20 protein-coding genes and 8 pseudogenes are annotated in these 21,706 nt (G+C 65.2%); 13 read left to right on the forward strand and 15 right to left on the reverse strand.

The window, feature by feature from the left end; translation table 11 throughout:
* Positions 1 to 30: 30 nt before the first annotated feature.
* The 5 genes and pseudogenes from GNX96_RS65170 to GNX96_RS30205 form a co-directional block, all read left to right on the forward strand.
* A pseudogene (locus GNX96_RS65170) lies at positions 31 to 129 on the forward strand (CocE/NonD family hydrolase); the annotation flags it as partial.
* A 65-nt stretch (positions 130 to 194) separates the two neighbouring features.
* A complete protein-coding gene (locus tag GNX96_RS30195) occupies positions 195 to 1,562 on the forward strand; it encodes a CocE/NonD family hydrolase (protein ID WP_279581879.1) in 1,368 nt (455 codons plus the stop codon).
* A gap of 96 nt (positions 1,563 to 1,658) precedes the next feature.
* Positions 1,659 to 2,414, forward strand: coding sequence for a pyridoxal phosphate-dependent aminotransferase (locus GNX96_RS56410; RefSeq protein ID WP_279581880.1), 756 nt, complete (start codon positions 1,659 to 1,661; stop codon positions 2,412 to 2,414).
* 4 nt (positions 2,415 to 2,418) lie between these two features.
* Positions 2,419 to 2,913 (forward strand): aminotransferase class I/II-fold pyridoxal phosphate-dependent enzyme, encoded by a 495-nt coding sequence (locus GNX96_RS56415; protein ID WP_279581881.1) that lies wholly within the window; start codon positions 2,419 to 2,421, stop codon positions 2,911 to 2,913.
* A gap of 117 nt (positions 2,914 to 3,030) precedes the next feature.
* A complete protein-coding gene (locus GNX96_RS30205; protein ID WP_163571369.1) occupies positions 3,031 to 3,795 on the forward strand; it encodes an endo alpha-1,4 polygalactosaminidase in 765 nt (254 codons plus the stop codon).
* Here the strand turns inward: GNX96_RS30205 and GNX96_RS56420 are convergent.
* The 3 genes and pseudogenes from GNX96_RS56420 to GNX96_RS56425 form a co-directional block, all read right to left on the reverse strand.
* The gene (locus tag GNX96_RS56420) at positions 3,780 to 3,923 is read right to left on the reverse strand and encodes a hypothetical protein (protein WP_279581882.1); all 144 of its coding nucleotides are present in this window, start codon (positions 3,921 to 3,923) and stop codon (positions 3,780 to 3,782) included. The genes GNX96_RS30205 and GNX96_RS56420 overlap by 16 nt on opposite strands.
* Positions 3,924 to 3,957: 34 nt before the next feature.
* A pseudogene (locus tag GNX96_RS65175) lies at positions 3,958 to 4,215 on the reverse strand (TetR-like C-terminal domain-containing protein); the annotation flags it as partial.
* Positions 4,107 to 4,367, reverse strand: a complete 261-nt coding sequence (locus GNX96_RS56425) for a TetR/AcrR family transcriptional regulator (RefSeq protein WP_279581883.1) — start codon at positions 4,365 to 4,367, stop codon at positions 4,107 to 4,109. The pseudogene GNX96_RS65175 and the gene GNX96_RS56425, both read right to left, overlap by 109 nt.
* Here GNX96_RS56425 and GNX96_RS30215 point away from each other — a divergent pair.
* Positions 4,249 to 5,073 (forward strand): SDR family oxidoreductase, encoded by an 825-nt coding sequence (locus GNX96_RS30215; RefSeq protein WP_279581884.1) that lies wholly within the window; start codon positions 4,249 to 4,251, stop codon positions 5,071 to 5,073. The genes GNX96_RS56425 and GNX96_RS30215 overlap by 119 nt on opposite strands.
* A gap of 332 nt (positions 5,074 to 5,405) precedes the next feature.
* Here the strand turns inward: GNX96_RS30215 and ppk2 are convergent.
* From ppk2 to paaZ, 7 genes and pseudogenes are all read right to left on the reverse strand, one after another.
* A pseudogene (gene ppk2, locus GNX96_RS30220) lies at positions 5,406 to 6,272 on the reverse strand (polyphosphate kinase 2); the annotation flags it as partial.
* Entirely contained in the window at positions 6,221 to 7,300 is a 1,080-nt protein-coding gene (gene paaE / locus GNX96_RS30225; RefSeq protein WP_163571373.1) for a 1,2-phenylacetyl-CoA epoxidase subunit PaaE, read from the reverse strand. The gene paaE and the pseudogene ppk2, both read right to left, overlap by 52 nt.
* A 3-nt stretch (positions 7,301 to 7,303) precedes the next feature.
* A pseudogene (paaD, locus tag GNX96_RS30230) lies at positions 7,304 to 7,751 on the reverse strand (1,2-phenylacetyl-CoA epoxidase subunit PaaD).
* Positions 7,752 to 7,807: 56 nt separating this feature from the next.
* Positions 7,808 to 8,679: pseudogene (paaC, locus tag GNX96_RS30235) on the reverse strand (1,2-phenylacetyl-CoA epoxidase subunit PaaC).
* Between the two features lie 8 nt (positions 8,680 to 8,687).
* Complete coding sequence (gene paaB, locus GNX96_RS30240) at positions 8,688 to 8,972, reverse strand: 1,2-phenylacetyl-CoA epoxidase subunit PaaB (protein WP_163571375.1); 285 nt, start codon at positions 8,970 to 8,972, stop codon at positions 8,688 to 8,690.
* Complete coding sequence (paaA, locus tag GNX96_RS30245) at positions 8,969 to 9,907, reverse strand: 1,2-phenylacetyl-CoA epoxidase subunit PaaA (RefSeq protein WP_163571377.1); 939 nt, start codon at positions 9,905 to 9,907, stop codon at positions 8,969 to 8,971. Before paaA ends, paaB begins: the two co-directional genes overlap by 4 nt.
* A pseudogene (gene paaZ / locus GNX96_RS30250) lies at positions 9,904 to 11,929 on the reverse strand (phenylacetic acid degradation bifunctional protein PaaZ). Before paaZ ends, paaA begins: the two are co-directional and overlap by 4 nt.
* Before the next feature lie 112 nt (positions 11,930 to 12,041).
* Here paaZ and paaI point away from each other — a divergent pair.
* The 3 genes and pseudogenes from paaI (at position 12,042) to GNX96_RS30265 (ending at position 14,323) form a co-directional block, all read left to right on the forward strand.
* Positions 12,042 to 12,430: pseudogene (gene paaI, locus GNX96_RS30255) on the forward strand (hydroxyphenylacetyl-CoA thioesterase PaaI).
* A complete protein-coding gene (gene paaK, locus GNX96_RS30260; protein ID WP_163571379.1) occupies positions 12,427 to 13,725 on the forward strand; it encodes a phenylacetate--CoA ligase PaaK in 1,299 nt (432 codons plus the stop codon). The pseudogene paaI and the gene paaK overlap by 4 nt, the downstream one beginning before the upstream one ends.
* A gap of 1 nt (position 13,726) precedes the next feature.
* Complete coding sequence (locus GNX96_RS30265) at positions 13,727 to 14,323, forward strand: TetR/AcrR family transcriptional regulator (protein WP_163571381.1); 597 nt, start codon at positions 13,727 to 13,729, stop codon at positions 14,321 to 14,323.
* 124 nt (positions 14,324 to 14,447) lie between these two features.
* Here the strand turns inward: GNX96_RS30265 and GNX96_RS30270 are convergent, their stop codons facing one another.
* The gene (locus tag GNX96_RS30270) at positions 14,448 to 14,963 is read right to left on the reverse strand and encodes a CHAP domain-containing protein (protein ID WP_163571383.1); all 516 of its coding nucleotides are present in this window, start codon (positions 14,961 to 14,963) and stop codon (positions 14,448 to 14,450) included.
* Positions 14,964 to 15,896: 933 nt separating this feature from the next.
* Here GNX96_RS30270 and GNX96_RS30280 point away from each other — a divergent pair.
* The 4 genes from GNX96_RS30280 (at position 15,897) to GNX96_RS30295 (ending at position 18,506) form a co-directional block, all read left to right on the forward strand.
* The gene (locus tag GNX96_RS30280) at positions 15,897 to 16,325 is read left to right on the forward strand and encodes a hypothetical protein (protein ID WP_163571385.1); all 429 of its coding nucleotides are present in this window, start codon (positions 15,897 to 15,899) and stop codon (positions 16,323 to 16,325) included.
* A gap of 25 nt (positions 16,326 to 16,350) precedes the next feature.
* Positions 16,351 to 16,896 carry an RpnC/YadD family protein gene (locus tag GNX96_RS30285; protein WP_163571387.1) on the forward strand — a complete coding sequence of 182 codons (546 nt, stop codon included), beginning with the start codon at positions 16,351 to 16,353 and terminating at the stop codon, positions 16,894 to 16,896.
* A 31-nt stretch (positions 16,897 to 16,927) separates the two neighbouring features.
* The gene (locus GNX96_RS30290; RefSeq protein WP_163571389.1) at positions 16,928 to 17,221 is read left to right on the forward strand and encodes a hypothetical protein; all 294 of its coding nucleotides are present in this window, start codon (positions 16,928 to 16,930) and stop codon (positions 17,219 to 17,221) included.
* 340 nt (positions 17,222 to 17,561) lie between these two features.
* Positions 17,562 to 18,506: a hypothetical protein gene (locus GNX96_RS30295; protein ID WP_163571391.1), complete on the forward strand. Its 945-nt coding sequence runs from the start codon at positions 17,562 to 17,564 to the stop codon at positions 18,504 to 18,506.
* Positions 18,507 to 18,818: 312 nt separating this feature from the next.
* On the opposite strand, the pseudogene GNX96_RS65180 reads toward GNX96_RS30295, so the two are convergent.
* The 4 genes and pseudogenes from GNX96_RS65180 to GNX96_RS30310 form a co-directional block, all read right to left on the reverse strand.
* Positions 18,819 to 19,638, reverse strand: a pseudogene (locus tag GNX96_RS65180) (SDR family NAD(P)-dependent oxidoreductase).
* Positions 19,639 to 19,755: 117 nt separating this feature from the next.
* A complete protein-coding gene (locus GNX96_RS56440) occupies positions 19,756 to 19,887 on the reverse strand; it encodes an SDR family oxidoreductase (RefSeq protein ID WP_279581887.1) in 132 nt (43 codons plus the stop codon).
* Positions 19,888 to 19,972: 85 nt separating this feature from the next.
* A complete protein-coding gene (locus GNX96_RS56445) occupies positions 19,973 to 20,386 on the reverse strand; it encodes an SDR family oxidoreductase (protein WP_279581888.1) in 414 nt (137 codons plus the stop codon).
* Positions 20,387 to 20,557: 171 nt separating this feature from the next.
* A complete protein-coding gene (locus tag GNX96_RS30310) occupies positions 20,558 to 21,616 on the reverse strand; it encodes a LysR family transcriptional regulator (protein ID WP_163571393.1) in 1,059 nt (352 codons plus the stop codon).
* Positions 21,617 to 21,706: the final 90 nt, after the last annotated feature.

Consider the following 21,706-nt stretch of genomic DNA (forward strand, 5'->3'; position numbering starts at 1 on the left):
GACGTGGAAACGCATCGGGAGCGGACCACGATGCCCGACGGTGTCGTGTTGCTCGCGGACCGATTTCGCCCGCGCGGCAACGAACCACTGCCGGTGGTGATCGTCCGGACGCCGTACGGACGCGGTGCGCTGACCCGGCAGGCCTTCGGGATGGTGTTGGCGCGCCGTGGATTCCAGGTCTTCCTGCAGAGAGCGTGCGGGGAACTTTTGGCTCCGGTGGGCGTTTTGAGGCCTTCCATCGGGAGCGGGCCGATGGGTTGGCCACCGCTGAATGGATCCGGGCCCAGCCGTGGTGCGACGGTCGGATCGCCACCGCGGGCCCGAGCTATCTCGGTTACACCCAGTGGGCTTTCGCGCCGTACTTGGAAGAACCGCCGGCGGCGATGTGCCTCGGCGTCACCGGGTCGAATTTCGACCTCGCTCAGTACGACGGCGGCACTCTCGGCCTGCAGACCAGTCTGGTGTGGACGGTGCAGACCGGCTTACAGGAGACCAACAAATGGGGGCCGCTGGCCCGACCCCTGGTGAACCGGCGGATCGACGCCGGGCTCCGTTCGCTGCCACTGGGCGAAGCTGACGTGGTGTCGCTGGGAAAACCGTCGCCTTATTGGCGAGAGGTCGTCGAGCACAACGGGCCGGGCAGCGAGTTTTGGTCGGACATCGACCATTCCGCCGCGGTCGCCGGCACCACCGCGCCGATCAGCATGGTGACGGGCTGGTGGGACATCTTCCTTCCGTTGCAGCTGGCGGATTTCAAGACGTTGGCCGCCGCCGGCCGGTCGCCGCGACTGACCGTCGGGCCGTGGAACCACGGGGATCCGGGCAGCGCCAAGACGATGGTGCACGACCAGATCTCCTTCCTCGCCGCTCACTTGCAAGGGGATACCACCGGGCTGCGGCGCGCGCCGATTCGGATTTTCCTACAGGGCGCACAACGCTGGCTCGACCTCCAGCAATGGCCCCCGGCCGAAGTCACCGAGCGGCGGCTGCACTTGCTGCCGGCCGGCCGCCTCGGTGCGGACGTACCAGCGCAGAGCGGGCCGGACGTTTTCACGTACGATCCGGCAGATCCCACGCCGAACGTGGGCGGTGCGGTCTTCGCCGGCAAGTCGAAGCAGCAGGACCAGTCCACAGTGGAGCGTCGGTCCGATGTGCTGACCTTCACCGGTCCGGCGCTCACCCAGCCGCTCGACGTGGTGGGTGATGTCGTCGCCGAGGTCTTCGTCCAGACGGACAACGGTTTCGGTGATCTGGTCGTACGGCTGTGTGATGTGGACCGGGCCGGCCGTTCACTGAACGTTTGCGACCGCATCATTCGGCTGACACCGGAGATGGCAGCTGGCCAACAGCCGGTCCGCCTCCAGTTGTGGCCCACGGCGTACCGTTTCCGCACCGGTCACCGGCTCCGCGTGCAGGTCGCGGGCGGCTCTTTCCCACGTTATCCCCGAAACCACGGCTTCGGCGAGCCGACCGCCACCGCGGTGGCGATGCGACCCACCCGCTTCCAGATCCATCACGATCCGGACCGCCCGTCCGGCCTGATCCTTCCGGTGCTGCCTTGACCCGCCAGTGAAGAGGCGCTGGCCACAGAAGGCGTTTGTCCGTCCCTGATGTGCGAGCCTGGCAGTGACGTGATTTGTCCAGGAACGGAGACGGTTGTGGTTGTCCACTCGGCGACGTTGGCGGTCAACGAGCGGCTCGCGGCCATGCGGGCCGCCGGCCAGCAGGTGGTGCATCTCGGTTTCGGCGAGGCCGGGTTGCCGGTGCTGCCGGAGATCGCCGAAGTGCTGACCGCGCACGCTGGCCGCAACGGCTATGGCCCGGTGATCGGGTCGCCCTCGGCTCGTACGGCCGCGGCCGGCTATTTCGCTAGGCGGGGGCTCAAAAAAACGGATGCCGCGCAGATCGCTTTCGCGCCAGGAAGCAAACCTCTGCTCTACGCCCTGATCGCGGCTCTGCCTGGCGATGTCGTGCTGCCACAACCAGCATGGCTGACGTACGCGGCGCAAGCGGCGCTCGCCGGAAAACACGTCATCGGGGTGCCGGCTCCGGCCGCGGCCGGTGGCATGCCCGATCCGGCACTTCTGGAGGAAACCCTTCGAGAAGCCCGAAAAGCTGGCCGCCGCCCTGGCGTTTTGTTGCTGACCCTGCCTGACAATCCGACCGGCACTATGGCTGACCGTGCCCTGGTCGAACAGGTATGCCGGATAGCCGAAAACCACGACCTCGCGATTATTTCCGACGAGATCTACCGGGATCTCTGCCACCGTCCACAAGAGGCGGTCAGCGCGGCTTCGTACGTGCCGGACCGGACCTTCGTCACCAACGGGCTTTCCAAGGCGATGGCACTGGGCGGCTGGCGGATCGGCTTCGCCCGATTCCCGGTTGGCCCACACGGTGAGGATATTTCGTGAGCGGGTGATCGGCATCGCCAGCGAACTATGGTCCAGTCTTGCCGCGCCCATGCAGGACGTTGCCGCGTACGTGCTGGACGATCCCGACTCGGTGATGATCCAGGTCGCCGCGAGCCGCCGGCTGCACGAGCGTATTTCCCTTGCTGTTTACGGTATCTTGACCGCTGCAGGGGCGGCCGTACGAAAGCCGAACGCGGCTTTCTACTCGTATCCGGATCTGGAATGTTTCCGGCCGGCTCTTGCCGCTCGCGGGGTCAAGGGCTCCGACGACCTTGCCGAGTTTTTGCTAGACCAGTACGGAATAGGCGTGTTGTCCGGCGCCGCCTTCGGTGACAACCCGGGCGCATTCCGGTTCCGGGTCGCTACGAGCCTGCTTTACGGTGAGACCGACGAGCAGCGCTGGACCGCGCTGAGCAGCGACCACCCGACAGAGTTGCCCTGGATAGCGGCAGCACTGGAGCAGCTCAAGAGCGGCCTCACTGCACTGAGGAGTCTTTAGCTAAGCATGACCAGAAAACTCCTTGTGACACTGGTCGGTGTGGTTGTGCTGGCCGGATGCTCAGCCACGCCACCCACAGGTCCGGCAGTCACGGCGCCGCAGACAGATCGGGCAACGGTGGTCGCGCCGCCGGTGCATGGCCGGTTCGACTACCAGATCGGCGGACCGTACCAGCCGGACGCGTCGGTGGCGATCGTCGACCGCGACCGACTAGTCAGCCCGGTTTCCGGAAAATACAACATTTGCTACCTGAACGCGCTGCAGAGCCAACCGGATCCCGATGATTCTTCCAGCGCACCGGCGGAAGGCACCCTGTCGTGGTGGGCCGACCAGCATCCGGATTTGGTGGTGAAAGGCCAGGATGGGCACCCGGTGATCGACCAGGAGTGGAACGAGGCTGTTCTGGACGTGTCCACCGCGGATAAACGAGCGAAGATCCTGGAGATTGAGAAGCCGTGGATAGACGGCTGCCGAAGGTCCGGCTTCCAGGCGATCGAACCGGACAACCTCGACTCGTACAATCGCTCGCACGGGACTTTTCCGTTTGCGGCGGACCGCGATTTCATGGTCGCGTTCGTGCGATATGCGCATTCTCGCGGGCTGGCCGTCGGACAGAAGAACGCGAACCACGAATACGGCAGGCTCGGCCGAACGGTCGTCGGGTTCGACTTCGCGATCGCCGAGGAATGCTCGTATTACCACGAATGCGGGGAATACGCGGCCGCGTACGGAAACAACTACATCGATATTGAATACAGCGACCAGGGTGAGTCGCCCTTTCGTGCGGCCTGCCAGGACCATGGAGCGCACGCCTCTGTCATTCTCCGCGACCGGCACGTGGCACCGAAGGCGGATCCTGCCTATCGCTACGAAACCTGCTGACCCGCGGCTCGTACGACCAGTGCGGCCAGCTCCCGGCCGGCCGCCTCGCTTAGCGGCGCGTGGTCGAGCAACAACCGATACCACAGCACACCATAGACAACGTCGATGAAGCAGCTCGATCCGTACATCCGCTGAGATTTCGCCCCGCTGCGCGGCCCGGTCCAGAATGCCGCGCAGCGCGGCCCGCCGGCCGAACAGGAACCGATCGCGGAACTGCTGGGCGAACACCGGATCCAGCAGTGCCTCGGCCATCAGCCCGACCAGGATGGGACGTTGGCTGCGCTGGCGGAAAGTGGCTGCGAGGAATGCCGTCAGATCGGCTCGCAGGGTGCCGTTGTCTGGGATCGAAATCCTGCTTGCCGCCGCCTCCAGCAGGGCGTCCAGAACGACGTCCGCCTTGGACGGCCACCACCGGTAAATCGTCTGTTTTTACCCGCGCCCGCGCGGGCGGCGATGCCTTCGACGGTCAGCGCGGCATATCCCTTTTCTGTCAGCTCGTCGGCGGCAGCGGCCAGAATCGCCTGCCGGACCGCCTCGCTGCGCGGCCGTCCGGGCTGTCGATCACCAGTCATCCCGCCACTTTACAAGACGCTGGGTCTCGCTATAGCCGGATTGATAACGAGACGGGGCGTATTGGAATGGAAGTTTTGTCATGCGGGTAGTCATCATGGGTGGTACGTCCGGAATCGGCCTCGCCAGCGCGGAAAAAAGCTGACCGCGGCCGGTGCCGACGTGATCGTTACAGGTCGCGATCCGGACCGCTTGGCGGCGGTCCGGGATCGGGTCGCGGCCGCCGAGCAGGTGGACGGGGCATCCGAATCCGAGGTGGCGTCGTTTTTTGACCGTGCCGGCGTGATTGACCATTTAGTGCTGGCCTTCAGTCCGGGCGCGGTTGGCATGGGAAATCTGTCTGACACTCGGGTCGCGGACATACGGTTGGCGTTCGAAGGAAAGCTTTTCGGCTACCTGTCGGCAATTCAGCGCGCCAAGGTGACCGGATCCATCACGATGGTGTCGGCCGTGTCCGCCCGTGCCGCGATGCCTGGCACCGTGGCACTCGCGGCGGTCAACGGGGCCATTGAACGGATCGTGCCGCCGCTCGCGGCCGAGTTGGCGCCGGTACGGGTAAATGCCGTGTCACCTGGTGTCATCGACACACCCTGGTGGGCATTTGTTCCTGATGATCAACGGCAAGTCCGGCTCGCGTCATACACCGAGCGGATCCCGGCGGGCCGAGCGGGCGAGGCGCGGAGGTCGCCGACGCCGTGCATTATCTGATCGGCGCGGCTTACGTGACCGGTGCGGTGCTCCCGGTCGACGGTGGGGCAGCGATGGGTTCCTAGTGTCTCTAAAGCCCAGGCGACGAGGGCCGAGCCCAAACGCCGCCTGCGAGCACCTGACGATCACACCCATACAACTACTACCCGAACAACGCGAACGTGAATCCCAACCACGACCCATTCGCCAGCGGCGAAGCCTGGCGATCGACCACCCCCACCTGGACCGGCGCCAAGCTCGCCTAACCCATCGCGAACTCGACGTTTTCGTTGCCGACACGCCGATACTGGCGACGAAAACGTCGAGTTCGCGAGGGTCACTTGAGTAGCGGCGGCGGCGTGATCCGGCACGTACGTCTGCAGATCCTGCGGCGGGCGCTGGTAGCCCGTCGAGGGTGGTCGCGGTGGCAGCTTGAGTTTTGGGTGCGGAACGTCGGTGTACGAAATGGTGGACAGCAGATGCGAGATGATGTTGAGCCGTGCGCGGCGCTTGTCCTCGCTGTCCACCACGAACCACGGCGACTCCGGCACGTCGGTCTGGACGAACATCTCGTCCTTCGCGCGGGAATACGCTTCCCACTTCGACACCGATTCGAGGTCCATCGGCGAGAGTTTCCACTGTCGCATCGGATCGTCCAGCCGCGACCGCAGCCTGCGCTCCTGCTCCTGCTCGCTCACCGAGAACCAGTATTTGCGCAGCAACACCCCGTCATCGACCAGCATTCGCTCGAAAATCGGGGCTTGGTGTAGGAACCGCTGGTGCTCTCTGGGCGTACAAAAGCCCATGACGTGTTCGACACCGGCGCGGTTATACCAACTACGGTCAAAGAGCACGATTTCGCCGGCGGCCGGCAGATGTTCCACATATCGCTGGAAATACCACTGGCCGCGCTGGCGCTCGGTGGGCGCCGGCAACGCGGCGATCCGGGCGACCCGCGGGTTGAGATATTCGGTGATCCTCTTGATGGCGCCGCCCTTTCCGGCGGCGTCCCGGCCCTCGAAAAGAATGACCACCCGGGCATTCTCGGTTCGCACCCATTCCTGCAGGCGTACCAGCTCCATCTGCAGCCGTAGAAGCTCGGTTTCGTACGCCTTGCGGGGAATCTTCTCGAGCTCAGGCGCTTCCTTTGATGTCACCGTGCATCCCCTCAGGCGTCGTAGTCCACCGTGAGCGTATCCGACACCGGGTATGACTGGCATGTCAGCACGAATCCAGCGTCCAGCTCGGACTGGTCAAGCGCGAAGTTCCGGCGCAGATCCACCTCGCCGGTGACCACCCGGGCTCGACAGGTGCCGCAAACGCCGCCCTTGCAGGCAAACGGCAGATCGGGTCGTACCCGCTGCGCCCCGTCGAGAAGGCGTGTGTCTCGGGCCACTGGCACCACAGTCGACCGCCCGTCCAGCAATACGGTGACCTCGCTGACAGGTCCTTCGACCGTGGGATCGTGATGGCGCGCGGGCTCAGGCGGGGCCTCTTCGACGAAAAACAGCTCCTGGTGAATGCGTTCGTCGGTCACGCCCAGCTCGGCGAGCACGTCCCGCGCCTCGGTCACCATCGCGTACGGGCCACACATCCACCAATGGTCTACGTCCGTGACGTCCAACAAAAGGGGCAGCAGCGTACGCAGCTTCTCAGCGTCCAACCGGCCGGAGAACAATTCAGCTTCCCTTGGCTCGCGGGAAAGGACGTGCGCGAGCTCCAGCCGGGTGGGATGAGTGTCCTTCAGGTCGGCGAGGTCGTCGGCGAACATTACCGTGTCGGTCCGGCGGTTGCCGTAGAGCAATGTCACCCGAGTGTCCACAGTAGACAACAACGACGTTGCTATGGACAGGATGGGGGGGGTGATTCCCGAACCGGCCGCGATCAGCACGTGATGGCCGGCCACACCGAGGTCGGGGGTGAAGTTTCCGGTCGGCGGCAGCACTTCCACCTCGTCGCCCGGCCGCACGTCCCGGACCAGCCAGCGAGAGAACAGGCCGTTGGGCACTTCGCGAACGCCGATCCGTGGCGCGCTGCCGGCCGGCGAGCAAATCGAGTACGAGCGGCGCTCTTCTCGGCCTTCGACTTTCCGGCGCAGGGTTAGTGACTGACCGGGCCGGAACTCGTACGCGCCGGCGAGGTCGGCGGGGACCTCGAAGGTCACCGCCACCGCATCGTCGCAGACAGTTTGCACGGCCGCCACCGTCAGGCGGTGAAACACCGGCCGGCGGCTGTCCACTGTGGTCATCGGTCAGATCTCCTTGACGTGCTCGAAAGGCTCGGCGCAGGTCCGGCATCGGTGCAGCGACCGACAAGCGGTGGCCCCGAAAGCGGACATCAGCTCGGTGTCCGGCGACCCGCACAGAGGGCACCGGACCATGCGAGCGAGCGGTCGGGCCGAGAGTGAGTGGGATCGGGCCGGCTGCCCGCCGATTAGCCTTGCCAGGAGGAGAAATGCCGGCGGCGGAGAGCTTGCGGCGCCCTTCGTCGCTGATCCAGTCGCTGCTCCAGGTCGGCCGCAGCACGACCCGCACGTCGACCTCCGTAAAGCCTTCTGTGTGCAGGGCGAACACCAGGTCGTCGCGCATCGCGTCCATAGCCGGACAGCCGGAATAAGTCGGGGTAATGGAGACGACAATCGTGCCATCAGATGCCGTTCGTACGTCGCGGAGCACACCGAGATCGGCGAGCGTCAGCATGGGCAGCTCGGGATCGGTGACTTTTTCGGCTACTGCGCGGGGATCTGTGAGGGTCTTCACCAGGTCGCCTCCGGATGTGCGCGGGCGACACTCTGCATTTCGGTCAGCAGCGTGCCCAGTGCCTCGCTGTGTTGCCCGTCGCGGCCACCGGCTTGCGCCGGGTCCACGGTCGGACGGTTCAACGTCGCTTTGTCGAGGATCTGCGCGAGAACGGCATCGAACTCAGCACGCAGCGTGCTGGGATCGACACCGACACCAGCGCAGGCGAGCCGGTGTTCCACCGGGTGCGGCTGGAAAAGTTCGTCGACCAGCGGCCAGAGCGCGGCCAGGCCGTCCTGCATGCGTTGATGGGAAAGGGAAGTGCCGTCGCCGAGCCGCACGACCCAGCCGGCCGCGTAGTCACGGTGGTAGGTCACCTCTTTGACGCCCTTGGCGGCGACCGCGGCCAGCACCGGGTCGCGGGAATCCGTGAGCCGGTCCAGCAGTGCCAGGCGGTGGGCGGAAAAGACCAGCAGCCGGGCCATGGAGAAGGCGAAGTCACCGTTGGGCGCCTCGACCAGGCGGGTGTTGCGGAAGCCGCCTTCGGCCCGGAAGTACGCGAAAGCGTCCTCGTCGCGATCGGTGCCATCGGCTTTTCCGGCGCGTGTCACAACAACCTGGCCTGACCGAGCAGGTCGAGCCCGATGTTGGCGAGCGCGACCTCGTCCTCCAACTCCGGGCCGTGAGTGCACCACTCCTGCAGCCGGTGTGAGGCGATCAGGGCGTCGTCGCCGAGCATCAGGCAGTACGCCGCGAGGTCACCGCCGTCCACATCGGACGGCACGGTGGTGTCCAGCCCGGCGAGCGGGTCGGTGAAGCCGGTGCCGTACGCCCAACGAGCCTCGTCGTTCTCCTCGATGATCGCTTCGTACGCGTTGTCAAAGCCCATTGGTCTGCTCACATGTGAGGAACGTTGTCGGGGATGTCGTAGAAAGTCGGGTGCCGGTAGACCTTGTCGGCCGAGGGGGCGAAAAACGGGTCTTTCTCATCTGGGCTGGAGGCGACGATCGCGGCGGCCGGCACCACCCAGATGCTGACGCCTTCGTTGCGCCGGGTGTAGAGGTCGCGGGCGTGCCGGACGGCCATCTCGCCGTCCGAAGCGCGCAGCGATCCGACATGGACGTGGTTCAGGCCACGCTTGCCGCGGACGAAAACCTCCCACAGTGGCCACTCGTTCTTCACGTCATCACTTCCTCACGAGCGTGTTTTTCCGCGTACGCGCTGGCCGCCTCGCGGACCCAGGCGCCCTCTTCATGCGCTGCCTTGCGAATCGCGACCCGCTCGGCATTGCACGGCCCGTGGCCGCTCACCACCCGCTTGAACTCGACCCAGTCGATATCCCCGAAATCGTGATGCTCGCGCTCGGGATTCCAGCGCAGCTGGGGATCCGGCAGGCTGACGCCAAGGGCCCGCGCCTGTGGCACCGACATGTCCACGAACCGCTGCCGCAGCTCGTCATTGGTGTGCCGCTTGATCTTCCAGGCCATGGACTGCGCGGTGTTGGTGGAATCCGCGTCCGGTGGCCCGAACATCATCAGCGCCGGCCACCACCAGCGGTTAGTGGCCTCCTGAACCATATCCCGCTGCGCTTGGGTGCCGCGCATCATCGTCATCAGCAGCTCGTATCCCTGCCGTTGGTGGAAAGACTCCTCTTTGCAGATCCGGATCATGGCCCGCGCGTACGGCCCGTACGAGCTGCGGCACAGCGGCACCTGGTTGCAGATGGCGGCGCCGTCGACCAGCCAACCAATCACTCCGACATCGGCATACGTCAGCGTGGGGTAGTTGAAGATCGAGGAGTATTTCTGCCGTCCGGCGATCAGGTTTTCGGTCAGCTCGGTACGATCCGCGCCGAGCGTCTCGGCCGCTGCGTACAAGTAGAGGCCGTGACCGGCCTCGTCCTGCACCTTGGCCAGCAGGATCGCCTTGCGCCGCAACGAAGGCGCCCGGGTGATCCAGTTTCCCTCCGGCTGCATGCCGATGATCTCGGAGTGCGCGTGCTGGGCGATCTGGCGGACCATCGTCTTGCGATAGCCGTCCGGCACCCAGTCGCGCGGCTCGATCCGCTGTTCGTTCGCGATGGTCGCGTCGAAATACTCCTGCAGCGCGGAAGTCATGACTTGGCCACCAAAGTCAGCACGTCGTATTTGGCGACCGACGAGCCATCCTGCTTGGTCACGTCCGCGTCCCAGCGAACCTCGCCGTAGTCAGCGTTTTCCCGCGGCGTGATCTGCTTGGCGGTCAGCGTCACAGTCAGCTCGTCGCCGGGATAGACCGGCGTCAGGAACCGCAGGTTTTCCAGACCGTAGTTGGCCAACACCGGCCCTGGTTCGGGCGAGACGAAAAGTCCGGCGGCGATGGAGACGATCAGATAGCCGTGCGCGACGATCCCGCCAAACAACGGGTTGGCCTTGGCGGCTTGTTCGTCGGTGTGCGCATAGAAAGTGTCGCCGGTGAATTCGGCGAAATGATCGATGTCGGCCAGCGTGATCGTACGAGGGCCAGCCACCACCGCGTCCCCGACCCGCAACTGTGCGAGGCTCTTGCGGAAGGGATGCACGTCGGTGATGGACCGGTCGCTGCCAGCCACCCAGCGTCCGGTGATTTTGCCAGCAGGGCGGGACTTCCTTGGACCGCGGTGCGCTGCAGGTAGTGCATGACTCCGCGGATGCCACCCATTTCCTCGCCGCCACCGGCCCGGCCCGGTCCGCCGTGCACCAGCGCTGGCATCGGCGAGCCGTGACCGGTTGATTCGGCCGCGTCGGTGGAGTCCAGCACCAGCAGGCGACCGTGCCATGGAGCCGCACCCAGCACCACTTGGCGGGCGAAGTCCGAATCGGCGGTGACGATCGAGCCGGCGAGGCTTCCCTTGCCCCGGGCGGCAAGATCGATGACCTGCTCGACGTTTTCGTACGGCAGCACCGTACTCACCGGGCCGAAGGCCTCGACCTCGTGCGGGGCGGCCGCATTCGGGTCATCGCAACGCACCAGCAGCGGCGACAGGAAAGCGCCACGCTCGAAGTCGGCGTCTACCACGTCCGTCCGCTCCGGATCGCCGAAGACCAGCTTTCCGGCCTCCAGCAGCGATTTCAGCGACCGCCGGACCTCTTCGCGTTGCTCCAGGCCGGCGAGCGGGCCCATCCGCACGTCTTTGCTCGCTGGGTTGCCGATGACGATCTTGGCCAGCCGCTCAGAAGTCGCGGCGACCACGTCGTCGACGATCGCGGCCGGCACGAACGCCCGGCGGATCGCGGTGCATTTCTGCCCTGCCTTGACGGTCATCTCGGTGACGAGCTGCTTGACGAACAAGTCGAACTCGGCGGTGCCCGGGGTCGCGTCCGGGCCAAGGATGGACATGTTCAGTGAGTCGGCCTCGGCGTTGAACCGGACCGCGTTGCGGATCACCGAGGGATGTGACCGCAACCGCGCGGCGGTCGACGCCGAGCCGGTGAAGCCGACCACGTCCTGTTCGGTCAGATGGTCGAAGAGGTCGCCCACGCCGCCGGAAACGAGCTGCACGGACCCTTCCGGCAGCAACCCGGAGGTGATCACCAACTCGATCATCCGAGCTGTCAGATATGCCGTCAGGCTGGCAGGTTTGACAGGCTGGGCACGCCGGCCAGGAATGCTGGCGCGAACTTCTCCAGCGGCCCCCAGACCGGGAAGTTGAATGCGTTGACCTGCACCGAAACTCCGCGTAGCGAAGTGCTGATGTGTTGGCCCAGGAAGGTGCCGCCCTTGCTCAGCGGCTCGACGTCGCCGTCGACGTAGACGGTGTCATTCGGCAACTCACGGCGGCCCTTGCTGGCGTACGAAAGCAAAACGCCGATGCCGCCGTCGATATCGAACTTCGAGTCGAAGGCGGTGGCGCCGGTTTTCGCGGACAGTGCGTAAAGCTCCTCGCGGTGCTCGCGCAGGTGCGACCCGAGCGCCTTCAGCAGCGCGGCCCGCTGGTGGAACGTGAGCTCGCGTAGCGCCGGCCCGCCGACCCGCCGACCGTAGTCCAGTGCGCCAGCCATGTCGATCCCGGCCGAGGTGATCCGGGCGACTTCTTCCCCGGTGACCGCATCGTGCAGCGGGCTGCCCGACTCGGTGGGTTCGTACCAGTTTCCGGCCACATAGCTGCGCAGCGGCGCCATCCGACCCGCCTCCCATGCCTCGATCGTGTCTGAATTACTGACCGTCCGTTCGTTCAGTTGATGCTACCCTGGGCGAGTGCTGGAGGGAACCGGGAACGACGCCGTTCGACGGATGCTGGCCGACGACCGCGCATCGGCAGGCCTGGGCATCGAGCTGGTGGAGGTCACCGCCGGCCGGGCCGCGGCCCGGATGACGATCACCAGCGCGATGGTCAACGGTCACGGGATCGCGCACGGCGGCTTCGTGTTCACCTTGGCGGACACAGCTTTCGCCTGCGCCTGCAACTCGTACGGGCCGGTCGCCGTCGCGGCCGGCGCCGACATCACTTTTTCGTCGCACCGGCCCGGGAAGGCGATGTGCTCACCGCGACCGCGCAGGAAAGGGTGACGTACGGCCGAAGTGGCGTCTATGACGTCACCGTGGTCCGTGTCGACGGGGATGTTATCGCGGAGTTTCGTGGTCGCAGTCGGACGATCCGGCGTGAGGGAGAAGTGAAATGAGCCCGTCGGACCCAAAAGCCTGGGATGACGCTGAGCTGATGTCGGTCGACGAGTTGCGCGCTGTGCAGCTCCAACGTCTACAGTGGACGCTCCGGCACGCGTACGAGAACGTGCCAGCGTACAAAGCCAAATTCGACGCCGCCGGGGTCCATCCGGACGACTGTCGCGATCTCACTGACCTCGCGCGTTTTCCCTTCACCAGCAAGCAAGACCTGCGAGACAACTACCCGTTCGGCATGTTCGCGGTGCCGATGGAACAAGTCAGTCGGGTGCACGCGTCCAGCGGCACCACTGGCCGGCCAACCGTGGTTGGCTATACCGCGCAGGACATCGACATGTGGGCGACTGTGATGGCCCGCTCGATCCGGGCGGCCGGCGGTCGACCCGGCGACCGGGTCCACGTGGCGTATGGGTATGGGCTGTTCACCGGTGGCCTGGGTGCTCACTACGGAGCCGAAAAGCTGGGCTGCACGGTGATCCCGATGTCCGGTGGCATGACCGCCCGGCAGGTGCAGCTGATCACCGACTTCCAGCCGGACATCATCATGCTGACGCCCACGTACATGTTGACCATGATCGACGAGTTTGTCAGAGCCGGCCTGGATCCGCGGAAAACCTCGCTGCGGCTGGGGATTTTCGGTGCGGAGCCGTGGACCGACGAGATGCGCAGAGAGATCGAGGAACGGGTCGGCATCGATGCCACCGATATCTACGGACTGTCCGAAGTGGTCGGCCCTGGCGTCGCGCAGGAATGCGTGGAAACCAAGGACGGTCCGCACATTTGGGAGGACCACTTCTACCCCGAGGTGATCGATCCGGTGACCGCCGAGATCGCCGAAGAGGGCGAGTTGGTCTTTACCTCGCTGACCAAACAGGCGATGCCAGTGATCCGCTATCGTACGCGTGACCTCACCCGACTGCTGCCTGGCACTGCCCGACCCTCGTTTCGCCGTATGGAGCGGATAACTGGCCGTACGGACGACATGATCATCATCCTGCGTGGGGTGAACCTGTTTCCCACCCAGATCGAGGAGTTGGTGCTTCCGATGGCTGGTCTGGCGCCGCATTTCCAGTTGGTTTTGAGCCGCCAGGCCCGAATGGACCACCTGACCGTACGAGTGGAGGCGCGGCCGGAGGCGTCCACCGACCTTCGGGGCGAAGCCAGCGAAAATCTGGTCCGGCAGATCAAGGACCGGATCGGCGTGACGGTCGATGTGGCGGTCGTCGACCCGGACACGCTGGAGCGGTCGGTCGGCAAGCTGAAGCGCATTGTCGACCGCCGTAAAGTCGACTGACATGACGACCATCCCGGTGCGACGCGGAAGGCCCGGCTACGACCAGGAGTCGTTGCTGCGGGTAGCCGTGCGGGTTTTCAACGAGCGCGGCTATGACGGCACCAGCATGGAGGACTTGTCCCGCAAACTGGGCATCACCAAATCGGCGATCTATCATCACGTCTCCAGTAAAGAGGAGCTGCTGCGGCTCGCGCTTGACCGTGCCCTGGATGGCCTCTTCGCGGCCGCCGCCGATATCGAGGGCTCCAACGGCCCGTCCATTGAGAGACTCGAACGACTGGTCCGCGCCAGCGTGGCCGTGCTGGTTGACCAGCTTCCCTTCGTCACACTTCTACTGCGCGTACGAGGAAACACGAAGGTCGAGCGGGCCGCGCTGGCGCGCCGGCGGGAATTCGATCATCTCGTCACGGACCTCGTGAAGCAGGCCGCCGCGGAAGGGGACGTACGCCCCGATATCGATCCGTCCGTCACCGCGCGGTTGCTTTTCGGCCTGGTGAACTCACTGATCGAGTGGTATCGCCCGCGCGGCGGTCTGACCGCTGAGCATTTGGCGGAGAACCTGTGCGCGGTCGCCTTCGACGGACTCCGAGCCAAATAGGCTGGTGATAGACCCGCAGCGTGGCAATACGGCCAGACGCCGCACTGATCGGGCTGGAGTCACTTTGTTTGTCAGAGTAGTCGGGGGACCCGGTGGTGGCCGGGTCCCCCGATTTTGGGGTTGGCTACTGGTGGGGAACGGCGCCCGGGGTCCAGCCGCGGTAGGTCGCGTTCCAGCCGGCGACATTGCGCCAGTAGTCGTAGCCGCCACCGGATTTGGTGATATGACCGATGGCACCGTTCACGCTGCTCGCGTAGAAGCCGCCGGCTCCGTCGGAGATGCCGACGTGCCCGTACGAGCCGACATTCCAGTAGACAAAGGCGCCCAGCGGCGGGCTGTAGTCGCCGGGATGTTCGGGAGCGCCGAACCAATGTGCGTTGGCGGACGCCCACACGCCGGTGGTGCCGTACGAGTTTTCGGCCGCCATCTCGCAATAGCCTTCCCAGCCGGTGGAGCCGATGTGGTTCTGATACCACTGCACGGCTCCGGACGGCGTGCCGTCGGCAGCGGAGTTCGGGGCGATGACCGAGGCGGCGATCGTGGTATGCGCGCTGGCCATCGCTGGTGCGGTCGCGACGGCCGCGGTCGCGAAGGCGAGTACGGCAGCGACCTTGACGAATTTTTCTTTGAGAGTGGACATGACGCAACACTTCCCATCGTCAGCGGAGCTCACCCGCAAGGGCTGCAGTCCCTGCGGTGGCCACCGAAATGAAAGGGGAGACGCGGACCGGAATTCCGAGGTGACCGTCATCACTCGGTCGGGAGCAAAGCTACCCAGGCAACGCAAAGCGCGCAAGATCTTCCCAACCGACTATTCGCCATATTTCGACTCGTGAATAAACGTACCCACGATGTAAATGGAGAAAATGTAGCCGGTCTGTATCTGGGAAAGTCTGGTCATTGCCAAATCTGGCCGGAATGTTTCGAAGGACAAGGCCGACCGTGGGCCGTCGGTCGATCCGTGGCTGTGTCGCGACGACCGCCGCTGGAAAACGCGGATCGAGCCGCTCAGTGTCGGTGACCTCGCGAAGCGGCTCGGCGGCACGCCGTCGACCACGAGCGAGCTGGTCTCTGACCTCAGTCGCGCCGGGGTGACCGAACGACACGCGGATCCGGCGGCCAACCGCCGGCGTGTCCTGGTTTCCTTGGCGCCGGAATATTGCCGACCGTTCCAGGCCTTCGTCGCACTCCGCTCAGCGGCCTTGTGGCGTGCCTTGGACAGGCTCTCTCCGCGTGATCAGGCTGGATTTGTCGCTGGTCTGGCGGCCTGGCCGCGCGAGGTGTTGGCCGAGGAGCAGTAGGTCTTAATAGATGCCCGAGTTTCCCAGGAAAGTCCAGGAAACTTTGGATACTGCCGGCAGTTCGGCAGACGTCATTGGGATACGCTGGTGCCTCAATGGGGATCGCCTTAGTCAAGGGAGGGGAGACGGAATGTCGGTCGTGAGGGAGAGTCCAGACCCAATGTATGAGGCTTTCAGCCGTGGCCGCGCCCTCGGCCGACTGGAAGGTCTCGCCGAGGGGAGAACCCACGGGATAGTCGAACTGCTGACCGAACTGGTGCGGGCGCGATTTCATGCATGCGAGGCCAGACATCGAGTCGTATGCACGCCGTGTCGCGCTGCGCTTCCGCGACGACGAGACCCGGTGGATCGCGCAGATATTCGTGCGGTTCGAGAAATTCGACGATTTCCTGGGTACGGAGAAGGACGCGCGTACGTCCCGTCCCACCTTGCTGGAACAGATGTACGACGACGGCGCATTCGATGGTGGCGTGGAGGCCGCGGAGACCATTTTCGAGGCGATGCTGCGGTCCCGGTTCCCCGATGACCCGACAACTGAGCGGGCAGCGCGCCACCTCGGCCGGCTGGCTCCGGCCGACGCGGTGGCCGCTATCGAATCTGCCGGCGACTTGGAAGAGCTTCTCCGCCTTCCCATCCCTGAGAGAACCCCGGTTCATCGGACGAGCGATCAGCGTTCGCATTTTGTCATTGGCCGGCCATAGCGAGTAGAAAGGAGATGATTTTGCCATGAAGACCATGGAAACCACCGGAAAACCAAAGTTCGACGACGTGAAAGGCCACGGATCTCGGTACGACAACGCCACCAAGCTTCTTAGCGCGGATGAGCGGGCAGAGCTGTGTCGGTGGTTGGGAGCGACTGTGCCGTCCTTGGCGCGAGTTGCCAGCGAGGATCTCGCCGCGAACCCGCTGCGAGTGGACTACCTAATGCACACCGGAAAGCGTCAGTTGACGCACGTGGAGTTCGAGCGTCGACCGACTGCTGACCTTGGCCGCCGGATGTTCTGCTACCTCGGTAGATTGCAGGAACGGCATCGCGGTTACCACATCGAGCAGTTCGTAGTGGTCCTGGCTGACGGGAACCCACCTGAGGAATGGGAGCTGGGTGGCGCTCGGGTGCGCTATCGGGTTCACAAGCTGCGCGAGCAGGACCCGGATTCCTTGCTTGCCCGGCCTGCGACCGCTCCTTTTGCGGTGCTTGCCTGCGCTGAGCCCGCCGGAAGGCTGGCTCTGCTCACCAGGGTTTTGAAGGCCATTTGGGACTTCGACGACTGATGACGAGGGACGGCGGAAAACTCTCGTCGAGATGGCCGCCACGTTGGCGGAAATATATCTCACCTTTGAAGAGGTAGAGGTCGCTTGGAAGGAGAGCGCGATGCTGTATCCGATGACCGAGGGCAAGATCTATCGCCATGTATACGCGGAGGGAGAGGACAAGGGACGTGCCGAGGAACGCGCCGAGATGATAGTCGCCATGCTGGAGGAGCGTTTTGGGGGCGATCCTGGGATTGTGTTGATTGCTGCTCGGCTGAGCGCTCTCGATCGGCGAGAGGCATATCGTCTGGTCTGGGCAGCCGAATCTCTGGACGACCTGCGGTGAAGATGTGGCCCCTTAGCGAGGGAAAGATCTATCGTCATGTATACGCGGAGGGAGTGGCGAAGGGAGTGGCCAAGGTACGTGCTGAGGGACGTGCTGAGGGACGTGCCGAGATGATAGTCACCATGCTGGAGGAGCATTTTTTTGGGGCCGATCCTGGGATTGTGTTGATTGCCGCTCGGCTGAGCGCGCTCGATCGGCGAGAGGCATGTCGTCTGGTCTGGGCTGCCAATTCCCTGGACGAGTTGCGTTGAAGGTGTGGCCGATCGGCGATGGGACTGGTCTTGGCTGGCGTGGAGGCAGTAGTTTGGGGGATCTGTGATCGCCCCACGCTGGAGAGCCCGTGAGTGAGCCGTTTCCCTTTGCCGAGGCCACGCCGAACACTGTGCCGGCCGGTGAGCTGAGCAGATGCTACGAGCGGCTGCATGAGCTGGCGGAATCCACCTACTACCACTCCCGCAGCGGGTTGACGTTCGTATGGCGCTACGAGGACGTGAAGGAGGTGCTGGAGGCCAGAACTTCCGGGTTGACAAAGAAGAACTCGCTCGATCCGCTGCACGGTTACGGCAATATCGCGCGGAATCCATTCGCCATCCCACCGTTTGTACGCCACCTCGTCCCGCCGCCGGCGCCGGCGACCGCGAACAACACCGATCCGGAGCTGCATGGCCGGATTTGGGGTGCGATGGCTGGCCCGGAGGGGTATTTCCGGGTACCGGACTCGGCTGCCGCGCAGGCGGACATGAAGCGGCACTTCGCCGAGGCGCTTGACAGCGGCAGCGTGGCCGCAGAAATTGACATTTCTGGGATGGTGGCACCGAAATTCTCCGCCCAGGTGATGACGCAGTGGGCCGGGCTGCCGCCTGAGAGTGCGGAGTTGGTGCAGGTCTGGAGCCGCGCGCAGTCCGGGCTGCTGGGCCGGACGTACGCGAACCTCCGGGAGCAGGCGCGGGCAGTCAGCGGGCTCGGCAACCTTTTCACGGTCAGCGACCGGATTGTCCGGCGACGCATGCGTGAGCCGGCTGATGATTTCGCCAGTCATCTGCTGGCCAGGGATATTCCGCCGCGATATGTGGTCGCCGCGCTCGCGAATTCGTTGGCGGCCGGGGTTTTCACGGTCAGCGGTACGATCGAGAAGACAGTCCATGGCTTGTTGTCCGATCCGGTCCGGTTCGGGACCAGTGGAACCAGCTCGGGGATCCGGCCAGAGCGCGGGTTATCGGCCGTGAGGGCCTGCGAATGTATCCGGGTTTGGTGGGCTGGAAGGCCGGTGCCCGCGAATCGGTGACGCTGAAGAGCGGGACGAAGCTGCCGCGTGGGCCGATCCTGACGATGATCGAGGCGGCCAACCGGGACCCGCGGATTTTTCGCCGACCCGAACGACTTTCAGCCCGATCGCAGGGGCGCGCAGCCGCTCACCTTCGGACAGGGCGAGCATGTCTGCCCGGGTCAGTGGATCGCCCGGATCGCGGTGCAGACGTTTCTTGAGGAGCTGCACCACCATGCGCCCCAGGCGCGGATTATTCCAGCCGACACACCGACGACTCCGCAGCCAGACCTCTTGTTCAGTGGTGCCCAGGTGCGAGTTTGCCCTGCCTGACTACCAGAAACGGCCGGCGGTCGGGCGGCCTTGGCCGCCGTCGACACAGATGTTCGCGCCATTGATACCGGCGGCTCGCGGCGACAACAGGAAACAGGCCGTGTCCGCGACCTGCTGGACCTCCACCAGATGCCCGGTCGGGAACTCGCCGTCCGCGAAGGCGGCCATCCGCTCGGGCTGCTGGCGCCCGAAATCTTCCCAGCCACCGCCCGGAAACAGCGTCGAGCCGGGGCTGAGCGCGTTCACCCGGATGCCGCGCCGGCCGAGTTCCTGGCCGAGGGTCGCGGCGAGATGGATCTCGGCGGCCTTGGCTGACGCGTACGACGAGGAAGGGCCGGGTTTCCAGCCGGTCACCGACGAGACGATCAGCACCGAGCCGCCGGCCTTCTCCAGGTGCGGGGGTAGCGCAGCGGACCGCATGGGCAGCGTGCAGAACATTGAGGCGGTAGGTGTGTTCCCAGTCCTCGTACGACGATTCGAGCAGCCCGCCGCCGGTGGACCCGCCGGCGTTGGCAACCAGCAGGTCCAACCGTCCAAAGTGGTCAGCGGCGGCTCGTACGGCCGATGCCAACTGTTCAGGATCTGTCACGTCCGCGGTGATGCCGAACAATTCGCCGGACTTGCGCAAACTCTCCGGGTCTCGGCCGCACACCGCCACCGAGACACCCTCGGCGACCAGTCCGCGGGCGATGGCGAGGCCGATCCCGCGGCTGCCGCCGGTGACGAAGGCGGCCTTGCCGGCGAGGCCCAGATCCATTGTCCCTCCAGCGAAGTCGACTAACCCTACCCGGTCCGCCGAGCCGGAGTGAAATGTCTGCATCGGCGATAAGTTGAGACACGCTGGGCTGTTTGGGTAGTAGCCTCCATGGGCAGTCAGGCCTTACTCTGAGCACCCGCCCGGCCGTCGCTTCCCTTGACGGCCGGGCGAGAGTTTGTTTCAGACCAGCCGATGCCCACCGTCCACATGTAACACCGTGCCGGTGATGAATCCATTGTGGACCAGCGCGAGGACCGCCTCGGCAATGTCCGCGGGGGAGCCGATCCGGCCGGCCGGCAGCCGGGCCGCCATCGCCGCCAGCCAGCCAGCTCGGCCTTGGCGTCGCCGGCGATGGCGTCCCAGACCGGAGTGTCCACCCAGCCAGGCGAAATCGCGTTCACCCGGACCGGGGCCAGCTCGATCGCGAGCGCGCGGCGGCGAGCGAGCCGAGCGCGCCGTTTACCGCCGCTACCACGGATCCGCCGGCCGCCGGCCGATAGGCGGCGATCCCGGAGGTGTACGTGATCGAGCCGCGGGCGGTGCCGTGTTTGGCGATCAGCAAGGCGCCGTAGAGCTTGGCATTTACCAGTTTCTGGATGCTGGTGAGGTCCAAGCGCCGAATCGGTTGGTACGCGCCGACGGCGTCGACGGCCGTACAGACGATGTGGTCCACCGGGCCGGTGCTGGCGAAGAGCCGCTCGACCTGTCCTTCTTGGGAAACGTCGGTGACGATGGTGCGCAGGCGCTCGCCGGCGCCCAGTTCTCGCTCGGCGGCGGCGAGGCGGTCCGCCGACCGGGCGGCGATGGTCACGTTCGCGCCGTCAGCGAGCAGGCCTGCCAGCGATGCCCAGCCCGATGCCCGAACTGCCGCCGATGACCACGACCTGTGGGTGTTCCATGGGATGTTTCTCCTTGTTCTCCAGGACATCCCGAGCCAATCACCCATGACCGCCGTTGTTCATGTCGTAGTGCCTCACGGCCGTTAGGGCTGGGCTAATGGCTTTCGCCGCAACTGCTGGACGAGCGCCCGCAGGACCGGATTGCGGCTACCGGGCCGCCAAGCTCCGGCGTACACAATGGACAGTGGCCGGCCGGCGAGCGGGCGCCATACCACCTCCGGCTCGGCGGCGGCCCGGGCCGAACTCAGCACGACGGCTTTTGGTCGCAGCGGCAGGACACGCTGCCATTGAGCCGCGTTTACCTTGCTGTCGCTGACAATCACCGCCGCGCCGAGGGACCGCAGGCGCTCCAGTACTGCGTCGTACGCGCCCGGGCCAAGCTCGCGTGGATACATGATGACTTCGACGCCGGCCACATCGGCGGGCGCCAACACCTGTTGGGCGGCGAGCGGATGTTCGTACGACATCAAAAAAATGCCGATTTCCTCGTCGTACAGCTCCACTTGCTCGCAGCCTGCCGGCAGGCCGACGGGCAGTCGCACCACCGCGAGGTCCACCTCGCCGCGGCCGAGCAAACGTACCTGTTCCGCCGTCGTGCCGCTGACCAGAATCACTTGACTGCCCGGCGCGCCGGCCACCGCACGGTCGACCAACCGGGACACCAGCCAGTCCGGTGAGCCGTTCAGCAATCCCAACCGCAGCACCGGATCCACGATTCCGGCGGCCGTACGGGTAGCGCGAATGGCGTCCTCGGCTGCCTGGACGGTTTTGCGTGCCTCCACCAACAGGACCTTGCCGGCCGCGGTCAGCGTCACCTCACGTGCACCGCGAACCAGCAGCGGCGTACCGATTTCCCGCTCCACGGCACGGATTTGCTGGCTCAATGTCGGAGTGGAGACGTGCAGCCGGGCGGCCGCTCGACCGAATTGCAGTTCCTCGGCGACGATCAGGAAATAGCGAAAATGGCGCAGCTCCACCTGCCCGATCGTACCCGGACCGTCTCGCAGGGTGAGCCGGGTTTGTTGCCAACACCCCCACGGTCGGTACGATCGCGGTCTGAGCGCCCGCAGGTGCGCGGCTTCGGCCGTTGTGCACCGCCGGTAGCGATGACTCGGGGAGGGACGATCGGTGAGCGGCAGCATGGTGGACGTTGTGCTGCTCGCTGTCATGGTGCTGTTCGGGCTCAACGGATATCGGCAGGGTTTTGTGGTCGGCCTGCTGTCTTTCGTCGG

Origin of the sequence: Fodinicola feengrottensis (assembly GCF_010993775.1) — a bacterium.
Taxonomy (GTDB): Bacteria; Actinomycetota; Actinomycetes; order Mycobacteriales; family HKI-0501; genus Fodinicola; species Fodinicola feengrottensis.

Excerpts from the sequence above, each read along its gene's own strand:
- GNX96_RS56420 (WP_279581882.1), bottom strand. The coding sequence starts at position 3,923 with ATGTACGGATCGAGCTGCTTCATCGACGTTGTCTATGGTGTGCTGTGG.
- GNX96_RS30215 (WP_279581884.1), top strand. The coding sequence starts at position 4,249 with ATGCCTTCGACGGTCAGCGCGGCATATCCCTTTTCTGTCAGCTCGTCG.
- GNX96_RS56425 (WP_279581883.1), bottom strand. The coding sequence starts at position 4,367 with ATGACTGGTGATCGACAGCCCGGACGGCCGCGCAGCGAGGCGGTCCGG.
- paaE (WP_163571373.1), bottom strand. The coding sequence starts at position 7,300 with ATGACCACAGTGGACAGCCGCCGGCCGGTGTTTCACCGCCTGACGGTG.
- paaA (WP_163571377.1), bottom strand. The coding sequence starts at position 9,907 with ATGACTTCCGCGCTGCAGGAGTATTTCGACGCGACCATCGCGAACGAA.
- paaK (WP_163571379.1), top strand. The coding sequence starts at position 12,427 with ATGAGCCCGTCGGACCCAAAAGCCTGGGATGACGCTGAGCTGATGTCG.
- GNX96_RS30265 (WP_163571381.1), top strand. The coding sequence starts at position 13,727 with ATGACGACCATCCCGGTGCGACGCGGAAGGCCCGGCTACGACCAGGAG.
- GNX96_RS30270 (WP_163571383.1), bottom strand. The coding sequence starts at position 14,963 with ATGTCCACTCTCAAAGAAAAATTCGTCAAGGTCGCTGCCGTACTCGCC.
- GNX96_RS30280 (WP_163571385.1), top strand. The coding sequence starts at position 15,897 with ATGCATGCGAGGCCAGACATCGAGTCGTATGCACGCCGTGTCGCGCTG.
- GNX96_RS30285 (WP_163571387.1), top strand. The coding sequence starts at position 16,351 with ATGAAGACCATGGAAACCACCGGAAAACCAAAGTTCGACGACGTGAAA.
- GNX96_RS30290 (WP_163571389.1), top strand. The coding sequence starts at position 16,928 with ATGGCCGCCACGTTGGCGGAAATATATCTCACCTTTGAAGAGGTAGAG.
- GNX96_RS56440 (WP_279581887.1), bottom strand. The coding sequence starts at position 19,887 with ATGGCGGCCCGGCTGCCGGCCGGCCGGATCGGCTCCCCCGCGGACATT.
- GNX96_RS30310 (WP_163571393.1), bottom strand. The coding sequence starts at position 21,616 with ATGCTGCCGCTCACCGATCGTCCCTCCCCGAGTCATCGCTACCGGCGG.